8 protein-coding genes are annotated in these 12,869 nt (G+C 59.8%); all 8 read right to left on the reverse strand.

The window, feature by feature from the left end:
* Window positions 1-136: 136 nt before the first annotated feature.
* Complete coding sequence (locus G4C92_RS03040) at window positions 137-2,119, reverse strand: S1C family serine protease (RefSeq protein ID WP_274941130.1); 1,983 nt, start codon at window positions 2,117-2,119, stop codon at window positions 137-139.
* A gap of 191 nt (window positions 2,120-2,310) precedes the next feature.
* Complete coding sequence (locus G4C92_RS03045) at window positions 2,311-3,264, reverse strand: glycosyltransferase family 2 protein (RefSeq protein ID WP_274941131.1); 954 nt, start codon at window positions 3,262-3,264, stop codon at window positions 2,311-2,313.
* 11 nt (window positions 3,265-3,275) lie between these two features.
* Complete coding sequence (locus G4C92_RS03050; protein WP_274941132.1) at window positions 3,276-4,895, reverse strand: LCP family protein; 1,620 nt, start codon at window positions 4,893-4,895, stop codon at window positions 3,276-3,278.
* Between the two features lie 76 nt (window positions 4,896-4,971).
* Window positions 4,972-6,378, reverse strand: a complete 1,407-nt coding sequence (locus G4C92_RS03055) for an undecaprenyl-phosphate glucose phosphotransferase (protein ID WP_274941133.1) — start codon at window positions 6,376-6,378, stop codon at window positions 4,972-4,974.
* An 86-nt stretch (window positions 6,379-6,464) separates the two neighbouring features.
* Window positions 6,465-7,442: a glycosyltransferase family 2 protein gene (locus G4C92_RS03060; protein ID WP_274941134.1), complete on the reverse strand. Its 978-nt coding sequence runs from the start codon at window positions 7,440-7,442 to the stop codon at window positions 6,465-6,467.
* A gap of 99 nt (window positions 7,443-7,541) precedes the next feature.
* The gene (locus tag G4C92_RS03065; protein WP_274941135.1) at window positions 7,542-9,356 is read right to left on the reverse strand and encodes a glycosyltransferase family 2 protein; all 1,815 of its coding nucleotides are present in this window, start codon (window positions 9,354-9,356) and stop codon (window positions 7,542-7,544) included.
* 36 nt (window positions 9,357-9,392) lie between these two features.
* A complete protein-coding gene (gene rfbD, locus G4C92_RS03070; RefSeq protein WP_274941136.1) occupies window positions 9,393-10,304 on the reverse strand; it encodes a dTDP-4-dehydrorhamnose reductase in 912 nt (303 codons plus the stop codon).
* A gap of 73 nt (window positions 10,305-10,377) precedes the next feature.
* Window positions 10,378-12,795: a glycosyltransferase family 2 protein gene (locus G4C92_RS03075; RefSeq protein WP_274941137.1), complete on the reverse strand. Its 2,418-nt coding sequence runs from the start codon at window positions 12,793-12,795 to the stop codon at window positions 10,378-10,380.
* Window positions 12,796-12,869 lie beyond the last annotated feature (74 nt).

Here is a 12,869-nt window from a genome sequence, read left to right on the forward strand (position 1 = left end):
TCCTTGCTTTCCCTGTATGATTCACGCCTTCTCCGGCGTTCTTTTTATTATAAGGCCCTGAAATCGGGGCCTCAAGTAAACTTTTTCTAAACGAAAGGCAGGCGGATCATCCCATCCGCCTGCCCCTTTGTTCCGTTCAGTTTCCAAATCCTCCGAAAACCCCGTCGTCCCCGAAGAGATTTCCGTAATTCCCTTCAATCCGCCCGCTTTCCTCCGAGGAATCCGCCGACTCCGCGTCCGATGCTGACGAATCCGTCTGATCCGATCCGAGCGCTTCCTTCCGGCTTCCGAGCGTGACATCCACCGATACCTTGGTAAATCCGCTGCTGCCTTTAAGACGGCTCACCGAAAGCGAAACGGTCTCGCCCGCCGCATAATACTTCAGCTCCTTCAGGAAGTCCTCGTTGCCCTTGACGGAATTTCCGTCGACGGCCGTGATCACGTCGCCTTCCTTAAGGCCCGCCTTGTCCGCAGGCCCTCCGGCTGTCACGCCGGAGACATACACGCCGGACGGGTATCCGCTGCTGGTCGCCGCGGACGGCACCGTCATCACGGTCACGCCCAGATATCCCGCTTTGTCAGCGCTGACCGCCGTCCTTGCCTCCTTGCTTCCCAGTTTCTCCAGAATCGGCTCAGCCGTCGCCATCGGGATCGCATAGCCGACACCCTCGATGCTGGTATCCACCAGTTTCGCCTCGTTGATGCCGATCAGCTCTCCCTTCATGTTGAGCAAAGCGCCGCCGGAATTGCCCGGATTGATGGAGGCGTCCGTCTGAATCATGGTCCGGACGGTGCCGTCGGAATCGGTCACCTGGCGTCCCAGCGCGCTGATAATGCCGCTCGAAACCGACTGACCGTATCCAAGTGCGTTGCCGATCGCGACCACGGATTCGCCGACCTGGGTGGAATCGGAATCACCGACAGCGATAATCGAAATCTTCTTCTGCGTCTTCTTCGGAATGTCCGAAGAAGCGACCGCCACGATCGCAAGATCATTGTCGGCGTCCGCGCCCTTCAGCGTGCCTTCGACCGCCTCGTCGTCGCAGAATGTCACCGTGATCTCGTCGCTGTCGCTGATCACATGGTTGTTCGTCGCGATCAGAAGCTCCTTGTCCGTCTTCCCGACGATGATGCCGCTGCCGGCGCTGACATCCTGATATTTTTCCGTCTGCCCGAACAGGTTCTCATACTCCTCCTCGGAGACGTTGGTGATGGAAACCATCGACGGCATCGCCTTGCTGACCACCTCGGGGACCGTCAGATCCTTCTCACTGGCGTTCCCGCTGCCGATCTGCATATCGCCTGCGGCTTTCTCAGCATCCGAAGCCGCGGATTCCGCCGGCTCCGCGCTGTCGGAAGATGCGGATTCCGCCGTGGACAAAGCGCTCTCCGTCTTTGAGGCGCTGTCCGTTCCGGCTTCAGATGCAGCCGCTTCCTCCGACGAGGACGCGGCATTGTCAGACGACGCTGACGACTCGCTGTTTCCGATCACAATGCCGGAAGAGGCTCCGCTGTCCGTACCGCCTGAGCTTCCGTCCTTCAGCCGTGTCCGGGAGACGCCCAGTGCCACCGCCGCGACGGCCAGCACCAGCGCGACGAAGAGGCCGACCGCCATCAGAACAGTCCGCATCCGGGAATGCCGGCGGGGGTCCTTCGGCTCACCGCCGTTCCGCGGCCCGCGCCCGCCTCCGTTTCCTCCGTCTCCGCCGGACGGTTCGGGCGTCTGGAACCGGTACGCGTCGTAGCGGCTGGTATAGGGTCTATCCGCCCGGCTGCTCTCGTCCGAAGTCACTGACGCGCCGTCCGCAGCTTTCTCTCCGTCCGGTTCCGGCACAGCGGATCCGACAGCGGCAGATGACCCGGATGCTTTGTTATCCTCCCGGGAAGAACCGTCCGCCGGGGCGGATGTCTCCGGCTTTTTATTCTCATTTTCCGTGCCGGTCCTGTCTTCCCGGGCGGGTCCGTCCGCCGGGATGTATTTCTCCCAGGGCTTCGTCACTCCCTGATCCTTCGCCGGAATCTCCGGCTTCTCTCCCGTTTCCGCCGCGGGCGCTCCGGCTGAGCCTTCCGTCTTCCGGTCATTGACGTCGTCATAAAAGTCCTTCGTTGTTCTGTCCATTTATCTCTTCCTCTTTTCAGCCGTCCACCCCTCTGTCCGCCGATACGCCGCCGGAAGGAACGGTCCGTTGATCGTTCACATCAGACCGTATACCTGTAAGACAGGCCGTCTGTCTGATTACAGAAGTAGGATAATCAATATTTGTGATGATTATGTGATGGTACGGCTGTGAAAAAGTGAACAGATCTTTTTCAGGATCTTCCCGCGTCCTCCCTTCTTTTCGCCATTCTGTCCCAGAAGACCGGGTTCATCGAACACCGGCGGACGAGACGGGCCGGCAGGCGCTGATAGGAACATCCCAGCCGGAAGCCGGCCAGCCGGAACGCGCACTGCAGCCAGAAGCCCGGCAGAAGATAACCCCGGTGCACGCGGATCAGACGCCGTGAGACATAGCGGACAAGCCGTCCGCCCTCCGATACCGACGGAACATGGGCAAAGATTTCCGGGTGCATGGCCTGCGACACGCCGTTGTCGAAATTCCGGCGAAACTGCTGGCGGTTGGTATAATTATGAGAATGATAGACCTCCGCCTCCGCCGCATAGGCAATCCGGAATCCCAGCGCGATGAGGCGTCCCGCGTAGATCATGTCTTCATTGAAGATGGCCGGTACGGAAAAGCCCTTCAGCTTCCGGAATGTTTCCCCGTCATACGCGGCGCAGACATTCGAGCAGAAAAACGTCTTGACGCCGAACCGGCTGAGATCCTCCGCGCCTCGCACATGTGACTCCGGCGGATAATTAAAGGAACGAACGAAGCCCTCCGGTATCCGGCAGTCCGCCTTCGGAAGCTGTCTCGCGTAACACGCCTTCACCACCGGATCCTCGAAGGGTTCCAGCAGATGAAGGATCAGATGTTCGTCCGCAGGCACCGCGTCCTGCGTCATGAAGATCAGATAGTCGGCGTCAGAGAAGCCGGCACCCATATTTCTCGTGCCGGCATGATCGAACTGCCTTCTGGTGATATGAAACACTTCTGCATTGCCGATGCCTTCAACGAGCGAGTCGTCCCACCCGCTCTCCTCCGTGTTGACGATGAGGATATGAGACACAGGATATGACTGCTTCGACAGTCTTTTTATCAGATCCCGGAAGGATCTGTCCGGATAAAAGGACGGAATAATCACGTCCACGGTAGCCAGCCCCATATTGAAACGCCTTACTTTACCACGTCGGCTTCGCCGCCGGACGCGCCGATGACACTGTTCTTCTTCGCCAGATCCCGGTTCGACTCGGTCAGATTGGACAGTGTCTGAATATCTTCGCTGTACAGCTGAACCGTCGAGCTCACCTGATAGTCCTGTTCGTCGAACAGGAACTCATGCAGTTCCTTCACATTGTCCGCCAGCGTGACCGGCACGACGCAGTCAAGCGCGTTCGTCCCCACGACCACCTTTTTCTCCAGATGCTCGAACGGGAACCCGGTCGTCTTCTCGATCTCGCCGCCGAACAGCGTCGTCGCCATCTGAATGATCTCAGCCGCCGAGAAGGACGTCTTGCAGTAGGGGAAGACGTCGTTGATCATCGCGTTGACGGTCGTCAGTCCCCTGGACTTGGCTTTGTCGACGATTTTATTGATGACGACCCGCTGACGCTGGGTGCGCTTCATGTCATTGCCGGTCGTATAGCGGATCCGGGCATACGAAACCGCCTGCACGCCGTTCAGATGATAGTTGGCCGCCTCCTCCGACGGTTCGATCGGCGTATAGGAAAGGCCGGTGGCCTTGGAGGTCTCAACACAGTAATTGTTCATATGAACGACTTCCTGCTTTGTCATCCAGACATCGATGCCGTCGAGGTCGTCCACCAGCTTCGCCACTGCGTTGAAATCCACCACGACATAGTCATGGATGTTCAGATCAAGGTTCTTGTTGAGCATCGAAAGAAGCTGCTTCGCGCTGCCGTTCTGATAAGCGGCGTTCGCCTTGTCGTAGTTTCCTTCCGCCTTCGTCTCGCCCAGCTGGTAGTTCTCCACTTTGGTGACCGCGCTGTCGCTGGTGCTGAAGCTGTCGTTGTTATTGTAGAGATCGTCCACGTTCACCGAGGACGAGCCGTCGTTTTCATCATCGCCGCTGTCGTAATAGCTGCTGCTTGTGCCTCCGTTGTCATAATAACTGCTGCTTCTGCCGCCGTTGTCGACATAGCCGCTTCCGCCGCCATTGTCATCATCGCCGCCGTTGTCGTAGTCGCTGCTGCTTCCGCCGCCGTTATCGTCATCGCCGCCGTCGTCGTAGTTGCCGCCATCGTCGCCGCCATCGTCGCCGCCATCGCCGCCGTCATCGACGACATCACCGCCGGTGTCTCCGCCGTTGTCGTAGTCGCCGCCATCGCCGCCGTCATCGACGATGTCGCCCAGATCATCGCTGTCTCCCTGCTTGACGTTATAGGTCAGGTTTTTCCCGATGTTCAGCAGCGTGTCACGGTACAGAGAGACCATGCGGATCTTGCCCGTGGCGTTATTGATGCTCGCGATGATCATCGTGTCGCTGTTCGCGTAATCGATCTCCTTGCTGTCGCGGGTATCGATGCCGACGAGCGCGATGTTGGTGTATCCCTTCAGCTTCTCGGAAGAAGCTACCTCGCTGTTCTCCTCCGCCGCGTCCGCGTCAAAGTTCGGGTCCGGAGTTGCTGCCGCAGAGGCACCGCCGGTCACCGTACCGCCGCCGGTTGTCACCGTACCGGCCGTCCCCGCCGAACCGATGCCGCCGAGCCCCGCGTTCAGACGGGCAAACAAAAAGATGCCGGCCGCCAGCACGACAAGCGCAATGATCTCGATCACGAAGATCACCAGCGGTGCTTTTTTCTTTTTCCTTTTCCTGTTTCTTCCCGAATCAGACATGCTTCATTCCTCGATTTCAATACGCGTTTTTGTTGACAAATCCCCGGAAAACCGTGAGGAACAGGATCTTGACATCCAGTCCCAGCGTCCAGTTTTCTATATAATAAAGATCGTAATCGATCCGTTTGCGAATGGATGTGTCGCCGCGGTAGCCATGAACCTGGGCCCATCCCGTCATACCGGGACGGACCTGATGCTTTACCATGTACCGCGGGATCTCTTCCTGAAATTTCTCAACAAAATACGGTCTCTCAGGGCGCGGTCCGACCAGCGACATGTCCCCCTTCAGGACGTTGAACAGCTGCGGGAGCTCATCAATGCTGGTCTTCCGCATAAAACGGCCGACACGCGTCACCCTCGGATCGTCCCGGGTCGTCCACTTCCTTTTTTCCGACCGGTTGTCCTGCACCACCATGGAACGGAACTTATACATCATGAAAGGCTTGTTGTGAAGGCCCACCCGTTCCTGCCGGAAGATGACAGGTCCCGGCGAAGTCGTCCGGATCAGGATGGCAAACAGGAGCATCAGCGGCGAGAAGACGGCGATGCAGACGAGACTCCCGATGATATCCAGGAGACGCTTGATCATCGCGGGAAATGCATTTGACAGCGGGACGTACCGGATATTGATCACCGGCAGTCCGAGAATGTCCTCGGTATACGGTCTGGTCGGGATAATGTTGTAGTAGTCCGGGACGAGTTTCGTATGCACACCGGACTTTTCGCAGAGCGCCACGATCGCCTCCAGCCGGTAGTACTCGGAAAGGCCGAGTGTGATCGTGATCTCATCCAGGTGATTTTCCGGGAGGATGATCATCAGATTGTCAATCCGGCCCAGCACACGGATCCCCTTGTACTCGGTGCCCGCCTCGGCCCGGTCGTCAAGAATGCCCCGGATATTGTAACCCCACTGTGGATTTGCCAGCACCCGGTCGATATACTCCTCCGCCGCACGCCCGTAGCCTACCAGCAGCACATTCTTCATGAAGCGCCCGTGACGGCGCATCCGCTTCACGATCCCCCAGATACCGAACCGGACCGCGATGTCCGCGGCTGCATTGCACACGAAAAAGACAAAGATCATGGTCCGTGACCAGTCATCCAGATGCATCGTGAACAGCGCCACGATGAAGACCAGATAACCGATGATATTGGCCGTGATCACATTGCCGATTTCCACGCGGCGGCCCTTCATCCGGTTCACCGCGTACAGATTGCACGCCCAGTAGAGAATCAGCATCACCGGGATGATGAACGGCAGGGCCATCATATAGACCCGGTAAGGCACCGATTCGATTGAATGATCGGAAAACAGATGGCTGCGGAACTTCAGATACCATGCCAGCCAGTAAGTCAGCGCCATGACGGCGGCATCCACGAGAGCCAGGAGTCTGTTCAGATACCTCTGATTTTCTTCTATCAACTTCTCATTCCTCGCGCTTCCGCTCGCTTACAATGCTTAAATATACTATAAGCCCCGCGACATGGCAAGAAAATTCAGCCGCCGTTTCACCTGCCGGTGAAGCGCCGCACGATATTGACCCAGAGTTCGAGCTGAATCGCAAGATAGACCGGCAGCCGGTCCGGGCGGAAGCGGACGCGCCGTCCCTCCGCCGCCCCCTTCCGGGCGAGGAAAAAGCCGCCGGCCAGTCCGCGGATGTACTCGCGCCCATATCCACGGCGTGCAAAGAACACCGCCTTTGCCGCGAATCCCGGTATCAGAAAAGGCAGATTGATCAGGATCTGAAGCGGCGGCATGTTCTTCGCGATGAGATAGATGCTGTTGCGCGACGAGTTCTTCACCTTGAAAAGATTGTAGATCGAGCCGCTGGAGGCGCTGCCCACATGGAGCACCCTCGCCGACGGGACAAACTCATTCCGATACCCGGAGAGACGGGCCCGCCATCCGATGTCGGTGTCCTCAAGATAAGCGAAATGGTGCTCGTCAAAGAGGCCCACTTTCTTCAGATACGCCGTCCGGTAGACGGCCGCTCCCGCGCAGGCGGCGAAAATCCGGCAGGGCTTTTGATATCGGGTTTCCGGCCGGCCTTTCCCCCGGGCGAAAGCCCAGCCCAGCGCGCAGTAGAGATCGCCGGCGTCGTCGATCCGGGACGGGTCGTCCATCCGAAGCATCTTCGCCTGAGCGGAAAAAAGCCGCGGATCCCGCTCCATCGCATCCATGAGTCCGGCGATGCAGCCCGGCTCCGCTTTCGTGTCATTGTTGAGGAGAAACACATAATCCATGTCGGAAGCGGATCTGATCCCTGTGTTCACCGCACCGCAGAAACCGGTGTTCTCCGGCAGAGCGATCCGCTCCGTCTCCGGGAATTCCCTCCTGAGATACGCCACGCTGCCGTCCGATGAGCCGTTGTCCACGACGATGATCCGGTCCGGCTTCCGCGTCTGGCCGCGGATCGCGCGGAGACAGTCTCCCAGATACTTTCTTCCATTATAATTGGGAATCACCACCGCGATCGTCGATGCCATCAGACTCTCTCCCGCCTTCGCCGGCCTTCCTTATCATTCCGCAGCCGGCGGAACTGGTCCGCCGGTCCGACGCTCCTTCGGGCGCGCGGCCGGACGCTCTCAGACCCGGAGCGAATAGTTCCATTTTTTCAGCGACAGATTCGGATTGTACATCGGGTCTCCCTCCTTCAGCACATCCTCCCAGTTCTCGCGGAAGGTCTCGATCTCTCCCTGAAAACGCCGGACCTTCTCCTCCGAATCCTCCGGACCCCTCGAAAGCGACTCGTCATGGTACAGTTCCGCGTAAGGATCGTAGACGATCCGGTACCCGGAGCGTCCGATTCTGAGGCAGAGGTCCACGTCGTTGAACGCGACGGCCAGCGCCGTGCTGAAGCCGCCCACCTTCTCGAACGCCTCCCGCTTCACCATCATGCAGGCGGCCGTCACCGCGCTCAGGTCCTGCATAATCGCCGATTTATGCAGATAACCGCTCCGTCCGCGGGGCAGTCCCACGAACATCGAGCCCGCGATGCCGCCCATTCCGACCACCACGCCGGCGCTCTGAATCCGGTTGTCCGGATAGTAGAGACGGGCTCCGACCGCTCCCACGTCCTCCCGCTGACAGACGCCCAGCATCTCCGTCAGCCAGTCGCGGCTGATCGTACCCCTCACGTCATTGTTCAGAAGAAGCAGGTAGTCGCCGGCGGCGAACCGCTCGCCGTAATTGTTGATGGCGGAGTAATTGAAGCCTTTCTTCCAGCGGACCAGCCTGACCTCCGGACGGGCGGCCAGCTCCCGGTAATACTCGAAGGCTGCTCTTTCGGTGCTGTTGTTCTCAATCACGATGATCTCGAGCCGCGGATAGCCCGTATCGAGCAGCGAATCGATGCATGCCCGCAGCGACTCCGTCTGATCCCGGTTCGGAATCAGAACGGAAACCAACGGTTCGCCTTTCACCGGATACCGCACCCGGTAGAAGCCGAAATCAGGAAGCATCTCCACGACGCCGTCCGTTCCCGTCCGTTCGAGATGATGCTCAATGGCGCGCCGTCCCGCCTCATAGGCGTACTGCTTGCTCATCGGATTGTCGGCTGTGGAAGCCGAATGCGTCCGCCAGTGATACAGCACCCGCGGCACTCGCGCGATCCGGGCGGCCTTCTCCGCGCAGCGGAAGATGAAGTCGTAGTCCTGCGCGCCGTTCATCGTCTCGTCAAAGGGTCCTGCCTGATCCGCGAGCTTCCGGCTCACCACGAGAAAATGCGTGATGTAGTTGTTGGAGCGAAGCAGGTCCAGATTGAATTCCGGCTTGAAATTGGGCTGGAAATGCTTCCCCCCGTCCTCCGTGATCTTGTCCTCGTCCGTGTACAGCATGTCGGCGTGACGGAGGCTGATCGCCGAAGCGATCTCATAGAGGGCGTCCGGCTCCAGCAGGTCGTCATGATCCAGAAAGGCAATGTACTCGCCCCGGGACGCCCCGACCGCCCGGTTGGTGTTGCCGGCGATGCCTTCATTCTTCTCAAGCGGGATATACCGGATCCGGCTGTCCCGGGCCATCCACTCCGCCGTCACCTCGCGGACGCTGCGCCGCTTCTTCCCCGTCTCCTCCGACTCATCGGAAGCGCCGGCGTCCGCGATCACCAGCTCCCACTCCGCATAGCTCTGATCCGTGACCGACTCGATCATCTGCCGGAGAAATATTTCCGGCGTATGGAAGGCCGGCACGACAATCGAAATAAGCGGCCTCTCCTTCGGCGGATGGTTTCTCTGCCTCAGCAGCTCCGTGTCCTTCGCCCGGCGCTCCTCGAACCACGGCCCGTAGGGCACGTCCTCGGGTTCCAGCCGGTCCATGAGGTGGTTCATGAACTCCTTCGTCCCGAAATGCCGCCAGTATTTCCATGCTTTTCTGATCTTGTATGGTGTGATCGGCAGCTGCATGCACGTATCCTCCCGCGTCTCCTTCGCCCTTCCGGATCATTTCTCTTCCTTCAGAATCCGGATATATCTCGCCAGCGCGTCATGCCAGTCGGGCAGCGGCGCGAAGCCTTCCGCCTGAATCTTCGAGCGGTCCATCCGGCTGTTGAACGGTCTTTTCGCCGCTGCGCCGTATTCCTCGGAAGACACCGGAATCACCCTCACGCTGTCGATGCCCGCCTCCTTGAAGATCGCGCAGGCGAACTCGTACCAGGAGATGTACGGGCCTTCGTTCGTCACATGATAGATGCCGTACCGGTCCGTTCCGATCATATCCGCCACGAGCCGTGCCAGATCATAGGTATAGGTCGGCGTTCCGATCTGATCGTCCACAACCCGGAGCGTGTCGTGCGTCTTCGCCAGATTCAGCATCGTCCGGATGAAATTCTTCCCGTTCGTCCCGAAGACCCAGGCGATCCGGAGGATCCAGAAGCGGCTCAGGTGTTTCCGGACAGCCTCTTCTCCTTCCGCCTTCGTCCGGCCGTAGACGTCAAGCGGTTCGTAGGGATCGTCCGGCTCCCACGGACGGGTTCCCTGGCCGTTGAACACGTAATCCGTCGAGAAATACATCATCGGAAGATCCATCTCCTCGCAGACGGCGGCGATGTTCTCCGTTCCGCCCGCGTTGACCTTCCGGCAGACCTCCGGCATCTCCTCCGCCTTGTCTACCGCGGTCCAGGCCGCGCAGTGCACGACGACATCCGGCCGGACCTCCCGGATCGTCCGGCGCACCGCCTCCGGATCGGTGATGTCAAGACTCACGTACGGCATTCCGGTGACCGGCGTGCCGTCCTGAATACCTGCATAGGATTCCTTCAGATCCGTGCCGATGCCTTCAATGCCCCGTTTTGCCAGCTCGTTCATGACGTCGTGGCCGAGCTGTCCTGCCACTCCTGTGACGAAAACCTTCATCTTCTTCCTCCTGCATGCTTCTTATGGCGGCATGCCCGTTCCGCATGCCCGTTTCCCGATCGGCGGCGCGCCGTCAGTTCCGCTTCAGCGAAAAATCCTGCGTCACCATGCTGAGATTCGGATTGTAGTACGGATCTCCGTCCCGGAGAATATCCGGCCAGTGCTCCTTGAAATACGCGATTTCCCGGCTGAAGCGGCTGACCTTCTCCGGCGTGTTCTCCAGCCCTCTCGACTTCGACTCATAATGATACAGCTCCGCGAACGGGTTGTACACGATGAGATACCCCTTCGAGCGGATCTTCATGCAGAGATCGATGTCGTTGAAGGCAACCGCAAGCTCCTCCGTGAAACCGCCGGCCTCTTCGAATACTTTCGCCGGCACCATCATGCAGGCCGCGGTCACCGCGCTCATGTCCTGCTGACAGATGATCCGGTGCTGGTATCCCGTGACGCCCCGCTTCTGGTTGACAAAAGCGTGTCCCGCCACGCCGCCCCAGCCGACGATCGCTCCGGCGTGCTGAATCGTGTCGTCGCCGTAGTAGAGGCGGGCACCCACCGCGCCCACGTCCGGCCGCATCGCGTAGCCCAGCATCTCCCGGACCGCGTCGCTCGTACACTCTGTGTCATTGTTCAGGAAGAGGTAGTACTCTCCCTTCGCTGCACGCACGCCGAAATTATTGATGGCCGAGTAGTTGAAGCCGCCCCTGTAGGTCACGGTCCGGATCCGCGGATCCTCCTTCATCAGCGCTTTGTATCCTTCGAAGGTCTCCGGTTCCTCGCTGTTGTTCTCGATGATCAGAATCTCCAGATTCCGGTATGAGGTCGTTCCGAGAAGGCTCCGGACCGCGGTGCGCAGATCGTCCAGATGGTCCTTGTTGGGGATCAGCACCGAGACCAGCGGCTCCTCCTTCCAGTGCCAGCGCGTCCGGTAGAGTCCCGGATACTCGCCGTTCTCGGCCGCTGCGGGAAGATTCTGCCGGTCGTACCACGCCTGAACCGCACGGCGTCCCGCCTCGAAGGCGTAGGACTTCGCCTCCGGGTTGGCCGAGGTGCTCCCCTCGAAGAAGCGCCAGTGGTAGAGGATCTCCGGCACGTGGCGGATGGCGGATGTATGTTCCGTGCAGCGAAGGATGAAATCGTAGTCCTGCGCTCCGTCGAAGGCCGGATCCAGGTCCCCCGTCCGCTCATACAGCGCCCGGCTCACCAGCAGAAGATGGCAGATGTAATTCACCGAGTGGAGAAAATCCGGGTCGTAATCCGGCTTCAGATTCGGCTGCATGAAGCGGTCTCCGGGTCCGATCTTGTCCTCGTCCGTGTAGATCATCTCCGTGTCCGGATACCGGCCGAGCGTCCTCATGCACTCGTACAGCGCGCTGGGAACCAGCAGGTCGTCGTGGTCGGAAAATGCAATCCACCGCCCTTTTGCCTCATGAAGTGCCGCGTTGGTGTTCTCCGCGATCCGCATCCGAGCCTCGTGGTGCAGCACCCGGATCCGGCTGTCGCCGGCGGCGATCCCGTCAAGGAGACCGGCGATCGGCGAATCCGCCCCGCTGCCGTCCGATAAAATCAGCTCCCAGTCCGGATAGGTCTGGGCCTCAATCGAATTCACCAGTTCCCGGAGGTACTTCTCCGGCGTCCGGTAGCAGGGGACGACGATGCTCACGAGCGGATGAGCCGGAAGCGGCTCCTTCCGCTGACGGGCCAGCTCCCGCTCGGAGGGGAGATGCTTCCGGATCCACTGGCCGTACTCCACCGTCCGCATCGCCGGGTTAAAGAGCTTGTTGTACGTCTTGGACGCGAGCGCCCGGGGGCCCTGTGTACGGAGCGCCTTCCACGCCTTCTCCGCGTACCGTCCGGTCTTCGCCGCCGCGACGCCGAACCGGTCGGTCGGAAACGTCAGCACCAGCTCGTCCCCTTCCGTGCGGAAGCGGACGCGGACCGGGCCCTTTGGAACCGGCTGCAGCTCAATGTTGAAGCCGGCGGACGGATCGACCGGGTACTCGGGAAAGAGCTCCACGGTATCGTACCGGCGGTACCGCTCCACCCGGCTGACGAGCTTTTCGCCGTCCGTCCCGTAGACGTCGACCCGGACCGGCTCCTTCGCCACCGCCCAGCCCTGAATTCTCATCAGATCATCATGGCGGAGAACGGCCGCGTCGTCGATGAAGTACCGGATCGGGCGCTGCTTCGCCCGGAGCGCCTTCACGGAAATCTCAAAGCACAGCCTTCTTCCGCTTCCGCGGTCCGCGTACAGCCTCAAAGCATGTCCTCCGATCTCCGTCCCCAGCGTCATCCGGAGCAGCGTCTCGCAGCCTCCGTACCGCTCGTCCACATTTTCGGTTTTCTTTTCGGCCGTGACGTTCACCGGCACGTCGTCGAGGGAGGCGCTGACCTCCGCCCTCGGCGCAAGCCAGCCGGTGATCAGATAAAGACCGGGATCCGTGAGGGAAAACCGGTCCTGACGGACAAGAAATCCTGCATTCTCAGCCAAATTATCTCCTCCCTATGCGGTTTCCTCCCGTACTGGGAGGCTGATTCCGCGTCTCAGCTGCGCCGGCGGACAGG

The organism is Chordicoccus furentiruminis, from assembly GCF_019355395.1.
Taxonomy (GTDB): domain Bacteria; phylum Bacillota; class Clostridia; order Lachnospirales; family Lachnospiraceae; genus Chordicoccus; species Chordicoccus furentiruminis.